This window comes from Bradyrhizobium pachyrhizi, assembly GCF_029714545.1.
In the GTDB taxonomy this organism is placed as follows: Bacteria; Pseudomonadota; Alphaproteobacteria; order Rhizobiales; family Xanthobacteraceae; genus Bradyrhizobium; species Bradyrhizobium pachyrhizi.
Genome location: NZ_CP121667.1, coordinates 8240639 through 8263957 on the forward strand (window position 1 = coordinate 8240639; position 23319 = coordinate 8263957).

Here is a 23319-nt window from a genome sequence, read left to right on the forward strand (position 1 = left end):
CTGCGGGCGCAGGGTGTAGCGCCGGAGTCGGGACCGGACGGAATCATGAATTCGCGCGTATCGTGGAGTGTTGACGGCATCGATCCCTCCGTCCGCGACAGGGCCGAGGCGGCTGCGCGCCGCGCCGGGATGTCGCTGAACGACTGGCTCAACTCCACCATCGGTGAACCGAGCCCGCCGGATTGGCGCATGGAGCAACGGCAGCCGATGCCGAGCCGGGAAAGCCGCGAGGTCGCAGATATCCACCAGCGGCTCGACGCCATCACCAGGCAGATCGAACAGATTGCAAAGCCTCTGACGCGCGCCGAAGCGGTGCGCGCCGAAGTCCCGCGCGGCCAGCCCGCCGTCGCGCGGCAGCTGAACGATGCGATCTCGCGCCTCGATGCCCGGCTGTCGCAAATTTCGCGGCCGCAGCCGGCGCGCGAACCGCAGCCACAGCCGATGCGTGAATCGCAGATGCAGCGCGAGCCGCAGATGCACGACCGGCAACTGGAGGAGAGGCTGCGCCAGGCGGAAGCGGTCGAGCGCGCCGCAGCCCAGGTCTATCGCCCCTCGCCGCCACTGAGCCCGGCCTCGTTCGATTTCGCGATCGCGGAGATCGCCGCGCGCCAGAACGAGCTCGACGTGTCGGCACAACGGCAGATGCCGCCGCGCGGTGCGCCGCCGATGCCGCAATCGGCGCCGCCGATGGCCGCCTATGCGCCGCCGCCGGCTGCGCCGGCCGGACCCGACTTCTCCTCGCTCGAGCGTCATCTGCTCAAGATCACGAGCCAGATCGAGGCGCTGCAGCGGCCCGACCATATCGAGCAGTCGATCGCGGCCTTCCGCGGCGAGCTTGCGGAGATCCGCCAGGCGATCACCGAGGCGATGCCGCGCCGGGCGATCGAGTCGATCGAGAACGAGATCCGCTCGTTGCATCACCGGATCGATGAGCTCCGCCAGGAGGGCCGCAACGGCCAGGGCCAGGCGATCGCCGGCATCGAACGTGCGCTGTCGGAAATCCGCGAGGCGCTGCGCACGCTCACGCCCGCCGAGCAGCTCACCGGCTACGACGAGGCGATCCGCAATCTCGGCGCCAAGCTCGACATGATCCTGCGCGCCAACGACGATCCGTCGACGGTGCATCAGCTCGAGAGCGCGATCGCCGCGTTGCGCGCCATCGTCTCCAACGTCGCCTCCAACGACGCGCTGCTGCAGCTCTCCGGGGACGTGCATGCCCTGGCCGCGAAGGTCGACCAGCTGTCGCAAATGTCGCGCGCCGAGAGCCATGGCGATGCCTTCGCCGGGATCGAGCAACGCATTGCCGCATTGGCCTCGACGCTGGAGACCCGCGAGCGGCCGGCCGGCAATGACAACACCGATGCCATCGAAGGCGCCCTGCGCTCGCTGTCGGAGCGGATCGACCGCCTGCAGGTCGGCAACGACAGTTCGTCGGCATTCACCCATCTCGAGCAGCGCGTCTCCTATCTGCTCGAGCGCCTGGAGTCCGCCGACCAGCGCTCCGGCAATCTCGGCCGGGTCGAGGAAGCGCTGCATGACATCATGCGGCACCTCGAGGCGCAGCACGCCCACATCGCCTCGCTTGCCGACGCCGCCCGCAACGTCAGCACGTCCTCGCCGCAGCCGATGATGGACAGCGGCATCGTCGACATGGTGAAGCGCGAGCTGTCCGACATCCGCTTCAGCCAGTCGGAGACTGACCGCCGCACCCAGGATTCGCTGGAGACCGTTCACAACACGCTCGGCCATGTCGTCGATCGTCTCGCGATGATCGAGAACGATCTGCGTACCGTGCGCACCGCGCCGCCTGCTCCCGCGCCGGCCGAGTCGCGGATGGAAGCTCCGCGGATGGAAATGCCGCGGGCGGCGATGTCGCAGCCGATCGCGCAGCCCAAAGCTGAAGCGTACAAGCCTGACTCGTACAGGCCCGAATTGCCCAATCCTGCGCTGGCGCAGGAGCACTTCATGTCCGCGCCGCGCGAATTCCATGCCGCGCAGCCGGTCGAGAGCGCGGCGCCGCCGCCGCCGCTGCCGCCGCGCGCGATCAGCGAGATCCTCGAGCCGCATGCGGCGTCCGCTCGTGCCGCGATCGCGCCGGAACTGCCGCCGGATCATCCGCTCGAACCGGGCACACGCCCCTCCGGCCGCGTCGCTTCGCCGTCGGAGCGGATCGCGGATTCCGAGCGCGCGATCAGCGATCTTCCCGCCGGCAAGAAGGAGCCGGTCTCGACATCGAGCTTCATCGCCGCCGCGCGCCGCGCCGCGCAGGCCGCTGCCGCGCAACCCGTCAACGAGAAGGCGGCGCGCGCCGCGAGCAAGGCTGCAGCCAAGGCCAAGGAGAAGGCCGACAAGGCCGCGAAGGCGGCTGCCGCCAAGGCCGGCACGGTTGCGGCCGGCGCGCCGGCGACTGGCGCGCCGGAGGCACAGCCTTCGACCATCACCTCCAAGATCCGTTCGCTGCTGGTCGGCGCGAGCGTGGTCGTGATCCTGCTCTCAACCGCCAAGATGGCGATGAACCTGCTCGACACCAGCTCCGCGCCGCGGGTGCCGGCGATCGAGCATAGCGAGCCGGCCACGCCGCCCATGCAGCCGCCTGCCGAGAATTCCTTCGCGCCCGCCCCGGCTGCGCCGTCTGGCGTGCCCGGGCCGTCGATGACCTCGCCGACCCCGCTCGGCCGCCAGTCCAACAATACTCCGGCGCCGAACACGCTCGACAGCGCGCAGGTGACGATCCCACCGGCAATCGCGCCCGCACCCGCCGTCGCGCCTGAGCCGACCGCGGCGCCAACGGCCGCCGCCAACGACGTCACCGGCACGATTCCGACCGCACCGCCGCTCGGCGGCAAGCTCGTCATGGTCCAGATCCCGGCGGGCGAGAAGCTGCCCGATGCAATCGGTGGTCCGGCGCTGCGCAGCGCCGCGATCAAGGGCGATGCGGCCGCGGCCTATGAAGTCGGCGTCCGCTTTGCCGAGGGCAAGGGCGTGACCGCCAATGTCGACGAAGCCGCCAAATGGTATGCCCGCGCGGCGCAGGCCGGCGTGGTGCCCGCGATGTTCCGGCTCGGCACCTTCTACGAGAAGGGCCTCAGCGTGAAGCGCGACTTCGATGTGGCGCGACGCTACTACGTGCAGGCCGCCGAGCGCGGCAACGCCAAGGCGATGCACAATCTCGCCGTGCTCGACGCCGATGGCGGCGGCAAGGGCGCCGACTACAAGAGCGCCGCGCAGTGGTTCCGCAAGGCGGCCGATCGCGGCGTTGCCGACAGCCAGGTCAATCTCGGCATCCTCTATGCCCGCGGCATCGGTGTCGAACAGAACCTCGCCGAGTCCTTCAAGTGGTTCAGCCTCGCGGCCGCGCAGGGCGACGCCGACGCCGGCCACAAGCGCGACGATATTGCCAAGCGGCTCGATCCGCAGTCGCTGGCCGCAGCGAAGCTGGCGATCCAGACCTTCACCGCCGAGCCGCAGCCGAGCGATGCGGTCAACGTGCCGGCGCCCGCCGGCGGCTGGGATGGCGCGGCCGCGCAGCCCGCAGCGGCGAAACCGGTCAAGCAACCCTCGAAGCGGACTGCGGCGCTCGCCGCTCCAGCTCACTAAAGCATGATCCGGAAAAGTGCGAAGCGGTTTTCCGAAAAGATCATGCTCAAACAAAGAGCTAAGGCGCGATGACGATTCAACCTAATCTCATCGCGCTTTAGGTTCGAGACGGCTGCGGCGCCTTGACGGCGCCGCTGTCCTATACCTCCGGCCTTCGGCCGTGTAGACAGGCGCGCAGTTCCGCGCCGTCGGCGTACGTCCCGGAGGGTCAGGCTTGTCTGTCGACGATCGCCAGGATGATGGAACGGGCCACCGTTCGTCGCCGACCGGTCCCCGCGTTGCGCCGCCGCGGCAGGCGCCGTCTCCATTTGCCCGGCGCCCCTCAGCCCCGCCTCCGCCGACGCCCCAAGAGAACGTGGCATCGCCGCCCCGCGCCTTCCGGTTCTCGCTCTGGTCCATCATCATCTTCGTGCTGCTGTTGTCGAGCGTCGCCATCCAGGCTTACCGGGACCTGTCGACGCCGGGCGCCTGGGACTTCTGGCGCGAGACCTACATCGCGGCCAGCATGACGTCCGCGGTGATTCCCGACGTCGACATCGATGGATCGGGCCGCGGACGGCGGGCGCTTGCGATCAGCGGCAAGATCGGCTCGGCCAGCGCGAGCTGGTTCCGCGACCGGCTCAGCGAGGCGCGTCTCGCACCAGGCGACGTCGTGCTGCTGTCGTCGCCCGGCGGCGCGCTGAACCAGGCCGCCATCATGGGCGAGGTCATCCGCACGCGCGGGCTCGTCACCGCGGTCGCCACCGCCGATGCCTCGGGCAAGCTCCGCCCCGCGTCCTGCGCCAGCGCTTGCGTCCTGGTCTATGCCGGCGGCCAGACCCGCTATGGCATCGCGGGCTCACGGCTCGGCGTGCATCGCTTCACGACGAGCGCGCCGGTCAGCGATCCCCTCGCCGAGGCGCAACGCATCCAGGGCATGGTGCTGGGCTACATGACCAAGATGGGCGTCTCCTCCGCGATCGTCGAGGCGATGTCGCAAACCTCCGATATCCGCTGGCTGAACCCCAACGAAGCGCTCGCGCTGAACCTGATCACCAGGCCTGTCGATCGGCCCTAAAGCATGATCCGGAAAAGTGCGGAGCGGTTTTCCCTCGCGACAAACGCGGAACGCGTTTGCGCGGAAATCATGCTCAAACAAGGCGACACGGGCGTCATTAATCTGAATCATCAACCACGTCCGCAGCACGGCGGCCAGATGCGGCGAAAAATGCCCCCCGGGGTGGATTCTTTAGTCCCTCCCCCTGCCGAATTCGGTTATGCAAGAACGCGGCAATCGACCCGCGTTCGCCTGCGTCTTGCGCGCCGACCGGATTCGTTCAGCCGGAGAATGCCCGACCAGAACGACATCACGCCGTAATGCGGCCCTGTGCCGAGTTCGCGGCGAACCGACAAGAAGCGACGCGCGTGCAGCTCTATCTCCCGATCGCCGACATTCCGGTCAATGTCTTCCTCATCCTGGCGATGGGCGCGGCGGTTGGATTCGTCTCCGGCATGTTCGGCATCGGCGGCGGCTTCCTGATGACGCCGCTGCTGATCTTCGTCGGCATCGCGCCCGCGGTCGCGGTCGCCTCCGTCGCCAGCCACATCGCGGCCTCCTCGTTCTCCGGTGCCATTTCCTATTGGCGCAGACGCGCGATCGACCCGCTGCTGGCGGCGGTGCTGCTGATCGGAGGCACGCTCGGCACCACGCTCGGGGTGTGGACCTTCACCTTCCTGCGCTCGCTCGGCCAGCTCGACCTGATGATCGCGCTGTCCTACGTCATCCTGCTGACGACGGTCGGCGGGCTGATGTTCTGGGAAGGCCTGCGCGCGATGCTGCGCGCCCGCGGCGGCCGCCCCGTCACGCTGCGCAAGCCCGGCAGCCATGGCTGGATCCACGGCCTGCCGCTGAAGCTGCGCTTCAAGCGCTCCAAGATCTACCTCTCGGTCATCCCGGTGGTCGTGGTCGGGCTCGCGATCGGCTTCATCGGCGCAGTGATGGGGATCGGCGGCGGCTTCATCCTGGTGCCGCTGATGATCTATGTGCTGCGGGTGCCGACCTCCACCGTGATCGGCACTTCGATGGTGCTCACCCTCGTCACCATGGTGTTCGCAACCATGCTGCACGCGGTGACCAACCATCTGGTCGACGCCGTGCTGGCGCTGATCCTGATGGTCGGCGGCGTCACCGGTGCGCAGTTCGGCGCCCGCGCCGGCCAGAAGATCCGCGGCGAGCATCTGCGCCTGCTGCTCGGCCTGCTCGTGCTCGCGGTCGGCATTCGCTTTGCGGTCGAACTGGTGATCCGGCCGCAGGACCTGTTCAGCATCCGCGAAACCGGCGGAGCCCCGCCATGAGGCTGCGCGCGTCGCTCGCGATCATCAGCCTCGTCGCAGCCAGCCTGGCGGCCGCGCCCGCTCATGCCGAACGGCTGATCGTGTCGGTCTCCAACCACCGCGTCACGGTGACGCCGAACTATTCCGGCGGCGAGCTCGTGCTGTTCGGCTCGGTCGAGAAGGACGACAAGACGCCGGCCAATCGCAGCAATTACGATCTCGTCGTCACGGTGTCCGGCCCGCGCGCCGACATGGTGACGCGGCGCAAGGAGCGCAAGTTCGGCATCTGGATCAACACCGACTCGCGCCAGTTCCTGCAGGTGCCGGGCTATCTCGCGCTGTTCTCGAATCGCCCGTTCGACCAGATCGCCTCGCCCGAGGTGCAGCGGCGGCAGCAGCTCGGGCTCAACAACGTGCTGCTGATGCAGCGGGTCGGGCCCGACTATGCCGACGTGGTGCCGAACGACCCGTTCCGCAGCGCCTTCGTGCGGCTGCGCTCCGAGCACGGGCTGTACCGTGAGGCGACCTCGGCGGTGACCTTCCTGACCCCGACCCTGTTCCGCACCGGCATTCCGCTGCCGGCGGAGGTGCCGATCGGCACCTATAATGTCGAGATCAAGCTGTTTTCCGACGGCGCGCTGGTGACCAAGGCCGAGACCGCGTTCGAGATCGTCAAGGTCGGCTTCGAGCAATTCGTCGCCACCACTGCGCGGCATAACGGCCTTGTCTACGGCCTGATCACCGCGTTCATGGCGCTGATGACCGGCTGGATGGCCTCAATCGTGTTCCGCAAGGATTGATCTAGCCAGCCCTGCTTTGCAATGCGCTTTCGAACGCGTCGCTGAGGATCGAGAGGCCAAGATCGATCTCGTCGTCGCTGATTGTCAGCGGCGGGGCGATGCGGAATACGCTGCCCATGCCGGGCAACTGAACGATGTTGGTGCTCAGTCCAAGCTGCATGCAGCGCTGAGAGACACGCGTTCCAAGCGCTTCGTCAGGCTCCTTGCTGTAACGGTCGCGCACGATCTCGATGCCCTGCATCAGCCCCCTGCCGCGCACGTCACCGATGCATTCGAACCGGTTCTGAAGCGCGAGGAGCCCATCCCTGAGCCGCGTGCCCGCGATCCTGGCGCGCTCGACCAATCGGTCGCGCAGGATGATCTCGATGACCTTCAGCCCGACCGCGGCCGGCATCGGGTCCGACACATGTGTCGTGTAGAACAGGAAGCCACGTTCATGGCACCGCTCTTCGATCTCGGCGGAGGTGATGACCGCGGCCAGAGGCAGGCCGGCGCCGAGCGTCTTCGACAAGGTCAGGATATCAGGCACGACGCCGTCGCGCTCGAAAGCGAACATGGCGCCGGTTCGACCGAGGCCGGTCTGGGCTTCATCGACGATCAGCAGCATGCCGCGTACCCGGCACAGCTCTTTCAGCTCGGCAAGGTAGCCTTCGGGTAGATCGATCAGCCCGCCGGAGCTGAGGATCGGCTCGGCGATCATGCAGGCAAGCGAGCCGGTCGATTGGCGATCGATCAGATCGAAGGCGTAGGCCAGCTCGGCCCGCCAATCAGCCGCATTGCCGAAGCGCGGGCGATAGGGGTTCGGCGTCGGGATCGCGAGCGAGCCGACCGGCGCCGGACCATAACCCTTGCGGCCGGCCGAATAGGTCGTTCCGGCCGCGCCAGACGTCATTCCGTGCCAGGACTGCGCGAACGCGACGGTCTCGAAGCCGCCGGTGGCGAGCTTGGCCATCTTGATGGCCGCCTCGTTCGACTCGCCGCCCGTGCTGAGCAGCATGACGCGATCAAGCGCCGGCGGCAGCAGGCCCGCAAGCTGTTCGGCCAGCGCGACGACTGGGCGCGTCAGCATGCCACTGAAGAGATGGTCGAGCCGTTCGGCATGCTCGGTGATGGTCTGGACGATCTCCGGGTGACCATGACCGAGCACGGCGCTCATCTGTCCGGACGTGAAATCCAGGATGGCCCGGCCGTCGGCGTCATAGACGAAGGACCCGGAGGCGCGCTCGATGATGACGGGAGCGAACGTCCCACCGTAGCGAATGAGGTGCCGCCGCGCGCGATCCCAAAAGGATTTGTCGTTATTTCCGGCCATGCCCGCTCCTTGCTGCTCGGTCGCAGCGATCAAAGAACCCTCGCATCACATCTTATGCGCGCGGGAGGGCAATGACATTGCGATTTGAGATGCATTTCAGCCCTTCTTCTGCAATCAATTGCGTAAAAGATCGAAAATGCGAAAGAAATGGGAACCACGATCGTGATCGACGAGATCGACCGGAAGATCCTCGACGTGCTGCAGGTCGAGGGGCGCATCACGAATCTCGAGCTGGCCGAACGGATCGGCCTCTCGTCCGCCCCCTGCATGCGACGCGTTCGCACCCTCGAAGAGGCCGGCGTCATCAACTCCTATGTGGCGCTGGTGGACCCGACGCGGGTTGGACTCGGGTTCGACGTGATCGTCGAGGTCCGTCTCAAGCAACAGAACAGGGAATCCTTCGCGCGCTTCGAGAAGAAGGTGATCGCCCTTCCGGAGGTCGTCGAATGCTGCATGATTGCCGGCGATTGGGATTACTCGCTACGGATCGTGTCCTCGGACCTCGCGCGCTATCAATCGTTCATCCTCGACCGCCTCATGCATCCGGACAGCGATATCGCGAGCTATCGCACGACGATCATCCTGCGAAAGGTCAAATCGACGACCAAGATCGATAGCTCGCTGTTCGGCGAGGGCTGAGGAGTTCGAACAAGCTACAGCAGGAAGCCGATCCCCATCGCGATCACGCTGAGCGCCATCGCGCCGGTCGAGAGCCAGCCGAGCCAGTACAGCCAGCCGCCGACCACAAAGCGGTCCATGACGTCCCGGCGGCGGGCCATGAACATCAACAGCACCATCACGGGCACCGCGAGCACGCCGTTGACGACCGCGCTCCAGTACAGCGCCGCGATCGGATCGATCGGCGTGAAGTTGAGCGCGATGCCGATGCCGCCCGACAGCGCCAGCACCGAATAGAACGCGATCGCCTCCTTCGGCCTGCGCGTCAGCCCAACCCGCCATCGCCGGCCCTCGCCGACCGCATAGGCCGTCGCACCTGCGAGCACCGGGATCGCCAATAGGCCGGTGCCGACGATGCCGAGCGCGAAGATCACCTCGGCAAACGGCCCGGCGATCGGGCGCAGCGCCTCGGCGGCCTGCGCCGAGGTCTGGATATCGGTCTTGCCGGTGGCATGCAGCGATGCGGCGGCGGTGACGATGATCGACAATGCAATCAGGTTCGAAAACGCCATGCCCGTGATGGTATCGGCACGGATGCGCGAGAATTCGCGCCGGGCCCCGTAATGCCGCTCGATCAGCGGATGCTTGGCGACATCGACCCGCTGCTCCTCCGCCTCCTGCGAGGCCTGCCAGAAGAACAGATAGGGCGAGATCGTGGTGCCGAGGATCGCAACGATGGTCGTGAAATAGTCGGCGCTCCAGCTGATGCGCGGCAGCAGCACGCCGGCCAGCGCCTGCATCCACGACACCTTGGCAAAGGCGAGCGCCGCGACGTAGGCGAACAGGCTGAGCGTCAGCCATTTCAGGATAGCGACGTAGCGCCGGTAGTTCATGAAGATCTGCGCGGCCACCGAGGTGACGCCGAACAGCACCACATAGAGGATGGCCGGACCGCCGATCAGGAGCTTTGTGGCATCGGCCATGGCCGAGAGGTCGGCCGCGATGTTGATGGTGTTGGCAATCGACAGCAGCGCCACCACGACGGCGAGCAGCCAGCCCGGATAATGCCGGCATACATTGCCCGCGATTCCATGCCCGGTGACGCGGCCGACGCGCGCCGAGATCTCCTGGATCGCGCTCATCAGCGGAAACGTCAGCAGCATGGTCCAGCCGATGCCGTAGCCGAGTTGCGCGCCGGCCTGGCTGTAGGTGCCGATCCCCGAAGGGTCGTCGTCGGAAGCGCCGGTGATCAGCCCGGGTCCGAGCGTCTTCAGGACGCGGCTGAAACTGAACGGCTGTCGCCGGGGCTTCGCCGCCGGCGCATCGTCATGTTTGTCGTGTGGTGGGATCGTCCCTTGCCGCGTCATGTCCGGTTCCAGCCGTCTGACAACGAGCCGGATACCGGCAAGGTTCCTGGGACGAAACCTACGGCTCGATGACCGTGGCGATGCCGGGCTCGAGGATGCGCAGACGGCGGCCGAAGCCGAGCGTATCGAAGCTCGCGCGCAGGTCGCTCGCGCTCTGCCGGAAATGCGCCCAGCCGTCGGTATGAACCGGCACGATCACCGCGTCCGCAAAGGCGCGCGCGGTCTCGATCGCGTCATTGGTGTCCATGGTGAGATGGAAGGGGCCGCGGGTTTGCGCTGCGCCTGCGAACGGCAGCACCACGCAGCAGTCGAAACGCCGCGCAACCTCGGCGACGCCGTCGAACCAGGTGGTGTCGCCGCTGACATAGACCGGACGGCCCGGTTTTGCCGGCTGCACGACGAAGCCGATGACGTCGCCGGACAACGGCTCGATCCCGGCCGGTCCGTGCCGCGCCGGCGTCGCGGTGATGGTGAGCGTCCGGCCGCCCTTCTGCAACTCGGTCGAGGCCCAGGGTGCAAAGCCCTCGGCGTTGCCGCCGAGCCGCCTGGCGCCGGCCTCCGTCGTCAGCACGCGCCTCGCGCCTTTGAGGAAATCCCGGCCGGAATGGTCGAGATTGTCGGAATGCTGGTCGTGGCTCAGCAGCACCGCATCGATCGCGCCAACATCGCGCGCGCCGAGCGCGGGGCCCGTCAGCTTCTCCAGTTTCACATGCGGCAATCGATACTCGCCGGGCGCATCGAAGGTCGGATCGGTGAGCAGGCGGAACCCGTCGATCTCGATCAGGGCGGTGGGGCCTCCGACCAGCGTGATGGTGATGCTCACGACATACTCCTGTTGGCCGCGGCGGCTGCCGGGCGGGTCACCAGGTAAATGCCGAGCGCCACCGGAACGATCCCGAGCAGGTCGCGAAATTCGACATGCTCGCCGAGCACGAGGTAGGCGAACAGCATGCCGAGCGGCGGCATCAGGAAGTGATAGGCGCTTGCGGCGGTCGCGCCACACACTTTCAGCAGATGAAACCAGAGCAGATAGGCAAGGATCGAGCCGCCGAGCACGAGGAAGGTGAAGGCGCCGGCAAGCCGCATGCTGGGCACGATGTCGCTGACGCTGGAGAGCGCGAAGGCGAACGGCATCACCGCAAGGCCGCCGGCGATGTTCTGGATGCCGTTGCCGATCCACAGGCTGCCCTTCGGTGCCAGCAGCTTGAACAGCACGGTGCCGGCGACGATCGAGGCGAGCGAGGCCAGCGTGAACAGGATGCCATGCGGGCTGTCCGATCCGACCGACATGCGATGCCAGACGATGAAGGCGACGCCGACGATGCCGAGCACGAGACCAATCACCTTGCGCAAGGTCATGCTCTCACCGAGGAACAGCGCCGCCAGCATGGCGGTGAACACCGGATTGGCCGAGACGATCAGCGCGCCGAGTCCGGCGGAGACCGTCTTCAGGCCGGTATAGCCGAGGCCGAGATAGAGCGCGTTGTTGGCGACGCCGAGCACTGCGAACACCGCCGCATCGCGCCAGGTGAGATCCCATTGGTCGCGGCGCAGCCAGGAGATGGCGAGGATCAGAACCCCGGCGAGCGAAAACCGCGCGGCCAGCAGGATCAGCGGCGGGCAATCGGTGACGCCGATCTTGCCGGCGATGAACGCGTAGCTCCAGAGCAGGCAGAACAGGGCGATCAGCAGCGGCAGGGTGTTGAAGCGGGCGCGCGGGGCGGCCATCGAGGTTGCGGCGGACATGGGCGAATTCTCCTTCGGTCATGATCTAGGCCCACGCCTTGATATTTGGAAATTAAATGATAGACTGGCATGCAGTTGATTTATAAATGGAGGCTGCGATGCTCGACCTGGAGCTGTTGCGCAGTTTCGTCTCGGTGGTCGATGCCGGCGGCTTCACCCGCGCCGGAGAGCGCGTCCACCGCACGCAGTCGACGGTGAGCCAGCAGATCAAGCGCCTGGAGGAGGATGTCGGCCAGCCGCTGCTGATCCGTAGCGGCAAGGATGTCACCCCGACGGAAGCCGGCGAGCGGCTGTTGACCTATGCGCGGCGGCTATTGTCGCTCGCCGAAGAGGCCCGTGACGTGCTCTCGCGACCCGGCAGCGAAGGCGCGATCCGGATCGGCATCACCGAGGACTTTGCCGCCTATCGGCTGACAAAGCTGCTCGCCACCTTCGCGCGCAGCCATCCGAACTTGCGGCTCGACGTGCGCTCCGGCCAGAGCTTGTTCCTTTACCGTGATCTCGAGCGCGGCGATCTCGATCTGGCGCTGATCAAGCGCGCCGCCAATGAGAAGGGCGGCATCGCGGTCTGGCCTGAACGCGTGCACTGGGTCACCAGCAAGAGCCACCCGCGCGATACGACGGCCGGCTCGGTTCCGCTGATCGGTTTCGCCTCGGGCTGTCTCTACCGCGCCCGCGCCATCCATGCGCTGGAGAGCGCCGGCCGCAACTGGCACATGGCCTACACCTCCTCCAGCCTCGCCGGCATCCAGGCCGCGGTCGCCGCGGGCCTCGGGCTCAGCATTCTGTCGGAAATGTCGATCCAGCCCGAGCATCGCGTGCTGACCGCAAAGGACGGCTTTGCGCCGATCGACCGCACCGAGGTCGCCCTCGTCGCCGCCCCCGAAGCCAGCCCGGCGACACTGCGGCTGGCGGACAGGCTGGCGGAGTATTGCGAGAGCGTGCAGGCCAAGGCGGCTTAGGGCGAGATCGCGCCGCTACTCCGCTGTCGTCCCTGCGAAAGCAGGGACCCACAACCACAGGGTCGAGTTGTTAAAGCAGGCGGTGGCCCCATCGTTGCGCAACAACGACGATCGATGGTTCTGGTCTCGGGTCGCGCTGCGCTTGCCCGGGACGACGCCGAATGTGCGGCGCGGCAGGCGAAGGCGGCGTAGGGCTGAGACCGCACCGCTACTCCGCTGTCGTCCCTGCGAAAGCAGGGACCCATAACCACAGGGTCGAGTTGTTAAAGCAGGCAGTGGCCCCATCGTCGCGCAACAACGACGATCGGTGGTTATGGGTCCCGGGTCGCGCTGCGCTTGCCCGGGACGACACCGGGTGTGTGGTACGCGATCCTCAATAACACCGCGACGCGACGAACGCGTGGACGCGGTTGTCGCCGAGCACATGGGCCATGAAGCCGGGCGATCCGAAAATCCGTGTGAACGCGGCGTCGCGGATGCTCAGGCCCCCGGTGTAGGCGCCGAACGCCGGCATCACCGCGCGCTCGCCGTCACTGGCGAAGCAGCGGCGCTCGATCGAGCGGCCGCGGGTCGGCACCCGCGCCTTGGGGTGCAGGTGCCCGGCGATCTCGCCGGCTGCGCCGGTCGGCTCATGGCGGAACACGATCGGACCGATCGCGACTTCGGTCGCGACCACGCCGCCGAGATCGGACGGCAGCGCCGGATCGTGATTGCCCGAGATCCAGATCCAGTTGCGCCGCAGCTGCAACGCCGCGAGCGCCTCGCGATCCGGATCCGACAGGCGTTCATGCGCATCGCGATCGTGAAAGCTGTCGCCGAGCGCGATCACCCGCTGCGGATCGTGACGCGCAATCACGGCAGCGAGCCGGCTCAGCGTGGCGACCGTATCGTAGGGCGGCAGCAGCACGCCGCGGCTGGCGAAGCTCGAGCCTTTTTCCAGATGCAGGTCGGACACCACGAGCAGGCGCTGCGCTTCCCAGAACAGCGCGCCGGAGAAATCCGCCACGAATCCGACATCCGCCACCGTGACCCTCGAAACGCGCATGTCGTCACCGTCTCGCAAAACCTGCGCGCTTGCCGTCACGTCCTGTTCCCCAGAGTACCAGCGTTACGTCGTCGCCTCCCGCACGAGTTCCTCGGCCGCCTCGGCCAGGAGCTCGTCGGATGCTTCGCCATAAACTGACTCGCGGCCGATTTCCAGCAGCGCGGGGACGGCAAGCGGAGAAACGTGGTCGAGGTCCTTGTGGGTGATTCGGCCGTGGATGCGCGCAAGCATGTCGCTGAGGCGGCGGAGATCGAGCAATCCCGCGGCGGCGTCGCCGCGCGCGGCGCGCAGCAGCACATGGTCGGCCTGGTGCTTGCGCAGCACGTCGTAGATCAGGTCGGTCGAGAACAGCACCTGGCGGCGCGACTTCTCCTCGTCGGTAAAGCGGCGCGCGATCAGCCCGGAGATGATGGCGCAGTTGCGGAAGGTCCGCTTCATCAGCGCGGATTCCGCAAGCCACGCCTCGAGGTCGTCGCCGAGCATGTCGGGATCGAACAGCGCGTTGAGATCGAGCTTGCCGTGGCGGATCATGAAGGAGAGATCGCCGACGCCCCAGACCGCGAGCGCATATTCGTTGGCGACGAAGCCGAGCGGACGGGCGCGGGCGCGCTCCAGCCGGCGCGTCAGCAGCATGCCGAGCGTCTGATGCGCGAGCCGGCCCTCGAAGGGGTAGCAGACCAGATAATGGCTGCCGCCGCGCGGAAAGGTCTCGACCAGTAGCTCGCGCACCGCCGGGACACGCGAGAATTTTCGCTGCAGTGACAGCCAGTCGTGCACCTGGTCCGGCAATCCGTTCCAGGCGCGGCTGTTGTCCAGCAGCTTGCGGACGCGTTCGGCGAGATAGGTCGACAGCGGGAACTTGCCGCCCATATAGGACGGCACTTTTGCATCTTTATCATTGGCACGGGAGACATAGACCTGGTCTTCAACCAAGGCCTCGTAGCGCACCACCTCGCCGCCAAAGACAAACGTGTCGCCGGGCACGAGGCCCTCGATGAAGACTTCCTCGATCTCACCCAGCATCCGGCCGCCGCGGGCGATCGCGCCGGTCGATCCGCTACTTTTTCCTTGGCCGCCGGCGCGCGAGCGCACCAGCCGCACCTTGAGCATGGTCTCTTCGACGATGGTGCCGACGTTGAGGCGATAGCTCTGCCGCACCTTCGGATTGGTGACGCGCCAGCGGCCCTGCTTATCCTGCTTGATGCGCGCGAAACGCTCATAGGTCTTCAGCGCGTAGCCGCCGGTGGCGACGAAGTCGACCACATCGTCGAAATCGGAGCGTGCGAGCGATGCATAGGGCGCGACGGTCCTGACCTCATCATAGAGTTCATCGGACAGAAACGGCTTGCCGCAGGCGCAGCCGAGCACGTGCTGGGCCAACACGTCGAGCGCGCCCGAGCGCAGCGGCGGCGTGTCCTGCGCATTCTCGGCGATCGCGTCGATCGCGACACGGCATTCCAGCACCTCGAACCGGTTGGCCGGCACCAGCACGGCGCGCGAGGCCTCATCGAAGCGGTGGTTGGCGCGGCCGATCCGCTGCATCAGCCGCGACGAACCTTTCGGCGCGCCGATATTGATGACGAGGTCGACATCGCCCCAGTCGACGCCGAGATCGAGCGAAGAGGTACAGACCACGCCGCGCAGCTTTCCGGCGGCCATCGCGTCCTCGACCTTGCGGCGCTGCGCGACGTCGAGCGAGCCGTGATGCAGCGCGATCGCAAGGCCATCGTCATTCATGCGCCAGAGATCCTGGAACAGCATCTCGGCCTGGCTGCGGGTGTTGACGAACACCAGCGTGGTCTTGTTGCGCTTGATCAGCTCGTAGACCTCGGGCAGCGCGTGGCGCGCGCTGTGGCCGGACCATGGCAGCCGTTCCCGCGTGTCGAGCATCTCGACCACCGGCGGCGCGGCGCCGCCGGCGGTGACGACGTCAGCGGACGCGTTCTCGCCACCGGGCTGCGGCACCAGGAAGCGCGCGAGCTGCTCCGGCTCGGCGACCGTCGCCGAGAGACCAATGGCGCGGATCTGCGGCGCGATGGTCCAGAGCCGCGCAAGTCCGAGCGACAGCAGATCGCCGCGCTTGGAGGTGACGAGCGCATGCAGCTCGTCGAGCACAATGCGCTTCAGCGAGGAGAACAGGAACGGCGCGTCATCGGATGCCAGCAGCAGCGCCAGCTGCTCCGGCGTGGTGAGCAGGATGTCGGGCGGATAGCGCCGCTGCCGCTGCCGCCGCGACACCGGCGTGTCGCCGGTGCGGGTCTCGATCCTGATCGGCAGCCCCATCTCGGCGACTGGCGTCTCCAGATTGCGCGCGATATCGACCGCGAGCGCTTTCAGCGGTGAGATGTAAAGCGTGTGCAGCCCGCCGCTGCGGCGAACGCCACGGCCGGTGGAGATAAGGGCTGGGCGAACTGTCCTCGATTCAATTTCGTCGCTTGCGAGATCGTCGGGCTCCCTCCCCCTGAAACGGGGAGGGTTGGGGTGGGGGTCAGGCGCTTGCTCCGTGCCCGTGGCTGACCCCCACCCGTCGCGCTCGGCCGCGCTATCGCGCGCCGGAGCACGCCGACCTCCCCTTTCAGGGGGAGGTGAGCAGAAGCACCGCGGTCGAATCCTTCTCCACTCAACTCCACCAGTGTCGGCAAGAACCCCGCCAGCGTCTTGCCCGCCCCAGTGGGCGCGATCAGCAGCGCGGAGCGTTGCTCGCGCGCTTTCGCCAGCAGCGCGAGCTGATGCTCGCGCGGCGACCAGCCGCGTGAGGCAAACCAGTCGCGAAACCGGCGCGGCAGGAGATCGGCCGTTTCCGACGGCGGAACGGAGAAGAGATCGAGCGTCGACACGCCCAAGAGGTAGGTGGTTCAGGCGGCTTCGTCGAGGGCGGACGGAAATGGCGGCAGGTGGCAAGGGGCCGCGACAGGACGCTTCGACTCCCTCTCCCCGTCCTTCACGGGGAGGGTTGGGGTGAGGGACTGCTTCCGCGAGCGGCGAGTGCCGTGAGACCTGTGCCCCCTCACCCGGATCGCATCTTGCGATGCGATCCGACCTCTCCCCGCAAGCGGGGCGAGGTTAAGGAACAGCGTGCTCCACCGCTACTCCGTCATCGGCTGGCCGGAGAGGTCCCAATCCTTGCCGTTGAAGATCGAGACATAGAGCGTCTTCATCGGCGTGTAGTCGTCGGGCGTATAGCTGTAATTGATGCCTTCAAGGAAATAGGGCGAGTGGAAACCGGCGAGCGTGGTAGCCTGCTTCAGCACGTTGGCGCGGGTCAGGTCGTCGCCGCAGCGGCGCAGGATTTCGCCCATCGTTGCCGCCTGCCCATAGCCGGCGAAGGCGATGGTGTTGTCGGGGTCGATGTTCGGCAGGTACTTCTTGCGCAGCTCCTCGAACGCGATCACGTCCGGATCCTTCTCATACCGGGGTACGCCGACTTCCTTGTTGTAGCGGATCGCGACGATGTCCTTGGCGTTCTCGAGGCCCGCGGCGCTCAGGATCGAACGGCCGGTCGAGCCCGCCGACAGCAATTGCAGCGGCTTCCAGCCGAGCTCGGTCACCTTGCGGATCGACTGCGACGTCGCCTTGCCGGTGGTGATGTTGTAGAAGACGTCGGCGCCCGACTTCGAGAGATTGATGAGCTGCGAATCGACCGTCGGATCGGTGAGATCATAGGTCTGCTCCATGATCACCTGTGCCTTGCCGCCGGCATCGGCCAGCACCTTCTTGAACGGCCCGAGGAAGTCGCGGCCGAAATCATCGTTCTGGTAGAGGATGCCGACCTTGGCGTTGGGCTTCACGCTGACGACGTGCTTGGCGAGGATGCGCGCCTCGGTCGGATAGAGCGGCAGGCCGGCCATGGTCCATTTGAAGTTCTTCGGATCGTTCCACTTCGAGGCGCCGGTGTTGAGCAACAGCTGCGGCACGCCCTTGGAATTGAGGTATTTGTGCACGGAGGTCTGCGGCGCGGTGCCGAGCGAGCCATACAGCGCCAGCACCTCCTCCTGCTCGACCAGACGGCGTGTCGCCTCGACGCATTTCGGCGCGCTGTAGGCATCGTCCATGGTGAGGAATTTCACCTTGCGGCCGTTGATGCCGCCCTTGTCGTTCAGCATCTGGAAATAGGCTTCGCCGACGCGGCCCAGCACACCATAGAGCGAGCCGGGGCCGGAATGCGGCACGGTCTGGCCGAGCTTGATCTCGGTGTCGCTGGCACCCGGATCGTACTTCTTGTCGGCGGCCCGGACGAAAGGCGCGGGCAGCACGGACGCGGCGATCACAGACAATGCAGTGGCGCCGAACTCGCGCCGTGTATGTTTTTTCATTATTTCTCTCCCTGAGGCGAAAAGCTCTCGCATTCCGCTTTGCGCCGGGCAAGCGCGAAGTCATGACTTTGCGGCGCAATGCCGCGTCACGGCAAATGCGTAGCGTGTAGACTCAAGTTTGAGTGTGAGGCGACGCTCTCTTCCCTTCTCCCCTTGTGGGAGAGGGTGCGTTAAGGCTTGACCGCGACGGCGACGAGTCCGGGTGCCGGGATATTGTCTTCATTGCGCGCCGAGAGATCGTCGAGCTGGGCCAGCGTCAGCCCCGCGGCAGCGACGGTGTCGCGCACGTAAGCTGCGCTGTGGGCGTAGCGCAGTCCCTCGCCGATAATGACGCCTTCGCCGTCATGGGTCTCGGCCGTGAAGGCGAGCACGCCGCCCGCCACCAGCACGCGGCTGGCCTCGGCGAGCACCGGCGCGAGATCGGCGACATAGACCATTGCATCGGCGGCCAGGATCAATTCGGCGCTGGCCTCGCGCTTGGCCGAAACGGCCTTCAACATGTCGTCGACCTCGAGCTCGGCATAAAGGCCGGTCGCGCGCGCCTTGTCGATCATGCGCGGCGACAGGTCGATGCCGATGAAGCGATCGACATGCCGGGCGAATGCACCGGCCGCCAGCCCGGTGCCGCAGCCGAGATCGATCGCGCGCTTGAAGAAGGCCGGTTTCTTTGCGCCCGCACGCACCGACAGCACCGCCTTGAACAGCAGCGCCGGGCCGCGATAGCCGAGATCGCCGACCAGCGCGGCCTCGAAGCGCGGCGCATATTGATCGAACAGCGTCTGGACATAGCCCGGCGGCATCGAACTGACGGCCTCGACGCCGAGCTGCATCAGGTGAAGGCCGGCGCCATGCCGGTCTTCGGGATCGGCGTCGCGCGCGCCGCGGAACGCTGCGATCGCGGCCTCGCGCTGGCCGAGCTCCAGGCGGATCTTGCCCAGCGTGTACCAGGCCGACGGGAATTTCGGCACAAGCTCGATCGCCTGTTCGAGCAGCTCGGCGGCAGCCGGCAGATCGCCCTTCAATTGCAGGTCGCGCGCGAACTCGTAGCGGCGGTCGGCGACGAGGTCGCCGGAGGACAGAAACAGGCGGAGGGCCATTCGCTTTAAGGAACCAATCTCGGCCGGGTCCGGCCATCCATCAAAGCACGGACTTTTTCCGGAGATGGATGCACGGGTCAAGCCTGCGGATCCGGCTAAACATCGCGGATCGAGCGCCTATATAGGGACGATGCGCCCGCAAGACATCCTGATGCCCGTCCCGGCCGGGCTTTGCTGCAAGCCCGGCGGCTTCCACATCGATCCTGTCAGGCCGGTCGAACGGGCACTGATCACCCATGGGCATTCCGACCATGCGCGGGCGGGTCACGGCGCCGTGCTCGCGACCCAGGAAACGCTCGACATGATGCGGCTGCGCTATGGCGAGAATTTCGCCGGATCGGTGCAGGCGATCGCCTATGGCGAGGAGATCGGGCTCGGCGACGTCACGGTGACGTTTCATCCCGCCGGTCACGTATTGGGCTCCGCCCAGATTTCCGTCACCTGCAAGGACACCCGCGTCGTCGCCTCCGGCGACTACAAGGATGCGCGCGACCCGACCTGCGCGCCGTTCGAGCTGGTGCCCTGCGACGTCTTCATATCAGAGGCGACGTTTGGATTGCCGGTGTTCCGCCATGGCGATGCCGCCGGCGAAGTGAACAAGCTGCTGGCGTCGGTCAAATTGTTCCCGGAGCGCGCGCATCTGGTCGGCGCCTATTCGCTCGGCAAGGCGCAGCGCGTGATCGCGCTGCTACGCGAGGCCGGCTACGACGCGCCGATCTACCTGCATGGCGCGATGGAGAAGATCACTTACTACTATCAGGAGCGCGGCATTGCGCTCGGCGAGCTCCGGCCCGCGCGCGGCATGAAGAAGGCCGAGCTGGCCGGCACCATCACGCTGGCGCCGCCGAGCGCGACATCCGATGTCTGGACGCGCCGTTTCCCCGATCCGGTCACCGCATTCGCCTCGGGCTGGATGCGCGTGCGCGCCCGGGCCCGGCAGGGCGGCGTCGAGCTGCCGCTGGTGATATCAGATCATGCGGACTGGGACGGGCTGACGGCGACGATCGCGGCGACCGGCGCCGGCGAGATCTGGGTCACCCACGGCCAGGAAGATGCGCTGGTGCATTGGTGCAAGACCAAAGGCCTTGCCGCGCGGCCGCTCGATCTGGTCGGCTATGGCGACGAGGACGAGGGCGAGACGGCCGCACTGACCGGCGAGGCCAAGCCCGCTGGCGAAGCCGAGTCCGCCGGCGAGGCAGAAACATGAACCGCTTCGCCGAGCTGCTCGACCGCCTCGCCTACGAGTCCGGCCGCAACAACAAGATCAAGCTGTTAGTCGCCTATTTCCGCGAGACCGAGGACCCCGACCGCGGCTACGCGCTGGCGGCGCTGACCGGCGCGCTGTCGTTCAAGCACGCCAAGCCTGGCCTGATCCGCGACCTGATCACCGAGCGCGCCGACCCGGTGCTGTTCGGCTACTCCTACGACTACGTCGGTGATCTTTCGGAAACAGTCGCGCTGATGTGGCCGAAGGCGACTGATGCATCTCGCAACGAGTCATTGCTGGGCCACCGCGGGCAGGATAGCAGTGAGATTCTCCGCACCCACAACAACCCGCCGCCTCCCACCCTGACCGACGTCGTCACCACGTTGCGCACGCTCGGCAAGGCCGAGTTGCCGGCACAGCTGGCGCGCTGGCTGGACGAGCTCGACGAGATCGGGCGCTGGGCGCTCTTGAAGCTCGTCACCGGCGCGATGCGGATCGGGATCTCGGCGCGGCTGGCGAAGACCGCGGCTGCGGCGCTCGGCGACAAAGACCCGCACGAGATCGAGCTGATGTGGCCCGGCCTGTCGCCGCCCTATCTCGACCTGTTCGCCTGGCTCGAGGGCCGCGGCGACAAACCGGTCAACCGCGACCCTGCGCCGTTCCGCCCGGTGATGCTGGCGCACGCGATCGAGGATGGCGATTTCGCCAATCTCGACGCCGCCGATTTCAGCGCGGAATGGAAATGGGACGGCATCCGGGTGCAGGCGGTGTCCGGCCGCGACGCGCGCGGCCATGTCCAGGCGCGGCTCTATTCGCGCACCGGCGAGAACATCACCGGCAGCTTTCCGGATCTCGTGCCGTCGCTGCATCTGCCCGGCGCGATCGACGGCGAATTGCTGGTGCTGCGCGACGGCCGCGTGCAGACCTTCAACGTGTTGCAGCAGCGGCTGAACCGCAAAGTCGTTTCGCCGAAGCTGATCAAGGAATTTCCGATCCACCTGCGCGCCTACGACCTGCTCGGCGACGACGAGAACGATCTGCGCGAGCTGCCCTTCACCGAACGCCGCGCGCATCTCGAAGCCTTCGTCGCCAAGCTGAATGATCCGCGCATCGATCTGTCGCCAACCGTCCCGTTCGCGAGCTGGGAAGAGCTGGCCGCGGCGCGCGCCGATCCCAAGAGCGCCGGCGCCGGCGACGATGCCGACGCGGTCGAAGGCGTGATGCTGAAGCGGCGCGACGCGCCCTATCTGCCCGGACGGCCGAAGGGCCCGTGGTGGAAGTGGAAACGCGATCCACACATCATCGACGCCGTGCTGATGTATGCCCAGCGCGGCCACGGCAAGCGCTCGTCCTATTACTCCGACTATACGTTCGGGGTCTGGACCCATGGCGAGGCCGGCGACGAGTTGGTGCCGGTCGGCAAGGCCTATTTCGGCTTCACCGACGAGGAGCTGTTGCAGATCGACCGCTTCGTCCGCCGCAACACCACCGAGAAGTTCGGCCCGGTGCGCCATGTCGTGCATGAGCCGGATCAGGGGCTGGTGCTGGAGGTCGCCTTCGAGGGATTGCAGCGCTCGCCGCGTCACAAATCCGGCGTCGCAATGCGCTTCCCCCGGATCAGCCGCCTGCGCTGGGACAAGCCGCCGCGCGAAGCCGACCGGCTGGAGACGCTTGAACGGATGTTAATCTCCATGACAGGAAGTTAAATCCCAAGCGTGCATGGCAGCCATTGATCGCGGTGCGCGGGTTTCCCATGTGCACCGCCGTGACCTATAATGCGGGCGATTCCGCGGGAGAGAGCAATGCCAAACGACATCCGGGACTTGCCGGCCGGCCGCAGTGACGGCCTGTACCGCTTTCTCGGCGGATCGCCGCTCTCTGTGGCGTTCCGGTTGATTCTGCTGTCGATTTTGGTTGGTGTCGTGCTCGCCGCGATCGGCCTCGATCCGTGGAACATCCTCAACAGCATCCGCAGGCTGTTCCAGAGCATCTGGGATTTCGGCTTCGACGCGATCAACTGGGCCTGGCGCTACTTCCTGCTCGGCGCCGTCATCGTGATTCCGATCTGGCTGTTGTCGCGGCTGTTCGGCGCGCCGCGCGGCCGCTGATCCCAAGGAGGGTTCGCAGCCGATGCAATTGCGATTTGTCGGCTGCGGCGATGCATTCGGTTCCGGCGGCCGCTTCAACACCTGTTTCCACGTCAGCGGTGCACGCACCAATCTCCTGATCGATTGCGGCGCCTCGTCGCTGCCGGCGATGAAGCGGCTCGAGGTCGACCGCGACGCGATCGACGTGATCCTGATTACGCATTTCCACGGCGACCATTTTGCCGGCCTGCCGTTCTTCCTGCTCGACGCGCAGTTCTCCCGCCGCACCCGGCCGCTGGTGATTGCCGGGCCTCAAGGTATCGAAACGAAACTGCCTGCGGTGATGGAGGTGATGTTCGAGCATTCCTCCAAAACCAGGCAGCGCTTCGATCTGTCCGTCGTCACGCTGGCGCCGCGCGAAAGGCGCAGCTTTGGCGAGGTGGCCGTGACGCCCTATCCTGTCGTGCATGGCGAATCCGGCGGGCCGTTCCTGGCCTATCGCGTCGAGGCCGAGGGACGCATCATCAGCTACAGCGCCGATACCGAATGGACCGACGCGCTGATTCCGGCGGCGCAGGACGCCGACCTCTTCATCGCCGAAGCCTACATGTACGACAAGATGGTCAAGAACCATCTCAGCCTGAAGACACTGGAAGCGCATTTGCCGGCCATCAACGCCAAGCGCGTGGTGCTGACCCATATGAGCGACGACATGCTCGGCCGCGTCGACGATTTGCGCTACACGGCGGCAAGCGATGGCATGGTCGTGGTGTTCTGACCATGCACGCCTTGTCGGCTGCCCCTCCGCCATCGCATTGCTCCGAGAACAATTCCAGCATGGCCGCGCGACGGTTG

General features: G+C 66.5%; 18 protein-coding genes and 1 pseudogene. 10 read left to right on the forward strand and 9 right to left on the reverse strand.

Annotated features, from left to right (window positions below):
- Positions 1–45 precede the first annotated feature (45 nt).
- The 4 genes from QA639_RS38965 to QA639_RS38980 all read left to right on the forward strand — a co-directional run bounded on the left by QA639_RS38965 (position 46) and on the right by QA639_RS38980 (position 6710).
- A complete protein-coding gene (locus QA639_RS38965) occupies positions 46–3597 on the forward strand; it encodes a hypothetical protein (protein WP_283088719.1) in 3552 nt (1183 codons plus the stop codon).
- Positions 3598–3811: 214 nt separating this feature from the next.
- The gene (locus QA639_RS38970; protein ID WP_157347274.1) at positions 3812–4654 is read left to right on the forward strand and encodes a COG3904 family protein; all 843 of its coding nucleotides are present in this window, start codon (positions 3812–3814) and stop codon (positions 4652–4654) included.
- Positions 4655–5001: 347 nt separating this feature from the next.
- Positions 5002–5931 (forward strand): sulfite exporter TauE/SafE family protein, encoded by a 930-nt coding sequence (locus QA639_RS38975; RefSeq protein ID WP_028334608.1) that lies wholly within the window; start codon positions 5002–5004, stop codon positions 5929–5931.
- Positions 5928–6710: a TIGR02186 family protein gene (locus QA639_RS38980; protein WP_028334607.1), complete on the forward strand. Its 783-nt coding sequence runs from the start codon at positions 5928–5930 to the stop codon at positions 6708–6710. The genes QA639_RS38975 and QA639_RS38980 overlap by 4 nt, the downstream gene beginning before the upstream one ends.
- A gap of 1 nt (position 6711) precedes the next feature.
- Here QA639_RS38980 and QA639_RS38985 read toward each other — a convergent pair whose 3' ends face one another.
- The gene (locus tag QA639_RS38985; RefSeq protein ID WP_038377556.1) at positions 6712–8022 is read right to left on the reverse strand and encodes an aspartate aminotransferase family protein; all 1311 of its coding nucleotides are present in this window, start codon (positions 8020–8022) and stop codon (positions 6712–6714) included.
- 147 nt (positions 8023–8169) lie between these two features.
- Between QA639_RS38985 and QA639_RS38990 the strand changes: the two genes are divergently transcribed.
- Complete coding sequence (locus tag QA639_RS38990) at positions 8170–8661, forward strand: Lrp/AsnC family transcriptional regulator (RefSeq protein WP_028334605.1); 492 nt, start codon at positions 8170–8172, stop codon at positions 8659–8661.
- 14 nt (positions 8662–8675) lie between these two features.
- On the opposite strand, the gene QA639_RS38995 is transcribed toward QA639_RS38990, so the two are convergent.
- Genes QA639_RS38995 through QA639_RS39005 form a run of 3 tightly spaced genes read right to left on the reverse strand, consistent with a single transcriptional unit; the run spans position 8676 to position 11753 of the window.
- Complete coding sequence (locus QA639_RS38995; protein ID WP_283088721.1) at positions 8676–10007, reverse strand: NRAMP family divalent metal transporter; 1332 nt, start codon at positions 10005–10007, stop codon at positions 8676–8678.
- Positions 10008–10065: 58 nt separating this feature from the next.
- A complete protein-coding gene (locus QA639_RS39000; RefSeq protein ID WP_050385916.1) occupies positions 10066–10830 on the reverse strand; it encodes an MBL fold metallo-hydrolase in 765 nt (254 codons plus the stop codon).
- Positions 10827–11753, reverse strand: coding sequence for a DMT family transporter (locus QA639_RS39005; protein WP_050385915.1), 927 nt, complete (start codon positions 11751–11753; stop codon positions 10827–10829). Before QA639_RS39005 ends, QA639_RS39000 begins: the two co-directional genes overlap by 4 nt.
- Positions 11754–11851: 98 nt before the next feature.
- On the opposite strand from QA639_RS39005, the gene QA639_RS39010 reads away from it, so the two are divergent.
- A complete protein-coding gene (locus QA639_RS39010; RefSeq protein ID WP_028334601.1) occupies positions 11852–12715 on the forward strand; it encodes a LysR family transcriptional regulator in 864 nt (287 codons plus the stop codon).
- A 373-nt stretch (positions 12716–13088) separates the two neighbouring features.
- Here QA639_RS39010 and pdeM read toward each other — a convergent pair whose 3' ends face one another.
- The 5 genes and pseudogenes from pdeM to QA639_RS39030 form a co-directional block, all read right to left on the reverse strand.
- Positions 13089–13760 (reverse strand): ligase-associated DNA damage response endonuclease PdeM, encoded by a 672-nt coding sequence (gene pdeM, locus QA639_RS39015; protein WP_038377543.1) that lies wholly within the window; start codon positions 13758–13760, stop codon positions 13089–13091.
- A gap of 63 nt (positions 13761–13823) precedes the next feature.
- Positions 13824–16187, reverse strand: a complete 2364-nt coding sequence (locus tag QA639_RS39020; RefSeq protein ID WP_428841202.1) for a ligase-associated DNA damage response DEXH box helicase — start codon at positions 16185–16187, stop codon at positions 13824–13826.
- A 191-nt stretch (positions 16188–16378) separates the two neighbouring features.
- A pseudogene (locus QA639_RS42120) lies at positions 16379–16597 on the reverse strand (hypothetical protein); the annotation flags it as partial.
- A gap of 249 nt (positions 16598–16846) precedes the next feature.
- Complete coding sequence (locus tag QA639_RS39025; protein ID WP_028334599.1) at positions 16847–18073, reverse strand: ABC transporter substrate-binding protein; 1227 nt, start codon at positions 18071–18073, stop codon at positions 16847–16849.
- A gap of 170 nt (positions 18074–18243) precedes the next feature.
- Complete coding sequence (locus QA639_RS39030; protein WP_157341989.1) at positions 18244–19170, reverse strand: class I SAM-dependent DNA methyltransferase; 927 nt, start codon at positions 19168–19170, stop codon at positions 18244–18246.
- Between the two features lie 130 nt (positions 19171–19300).
- On the opposite strand from QA639_RS39030, the gene QA639_RS39035 reads away from it, so the two are divergent.
- The 4 genes from QA639_RS39035 (at position 19301) to QA639_RS39050 (ending at position 23242) form a co-directional block, all read left to right on the forward strand.
- The gene (locus QA639_RS39035) at positions 19301–20377 is read left to right on the forward strand and encodes a ligase-associated DNA damage response exonuclease (RefSeq protein WP_283088722.1); all 1077 of its coding nucleotides are present in this window, start codon (positions 19301–19303) and stop codon (positions 20375–20377) included.
- Entirely contained in the window at positions 20374–22083 is a 1710-nt protein-coding gene (locus tag QA639_RS39040; RefSeq protein ID WP_283088723.1) for a cisplatin damage response ATP-dependent DNA ligase, read from the forward strand. Before QA639_RS39035 ends, QA639_RS39040 begins: the two co-directional genes overlap by 4 nt.
- 96 nt (positions 22084–22179) lie before the next feature.
- A complete protein-coding gene (locus QA639_RS39045; RefSeq protein WP_028334595.1) occupies positions 22180–22485 on the forward strand; it encodes a DUF6460 domain-containing protein in 306 nt (101 codons plus the stop codon).
- Positions 22486–22507: 22 nt separating this feature from the next.
- The gene (locus QA639_RS39050) at positions 22508–23242 is read left to right on the forward strand and encodes an MBL fold metallo-hydrolase (protein ID WP_157341996.1); all 735 of its coding nucleotides are present in this window, start codon (positions 22508–22510) and stop codon (positions 23240–23242) included.
- Positions 23243–23319 lie beyond the last annotated feature (77 nt).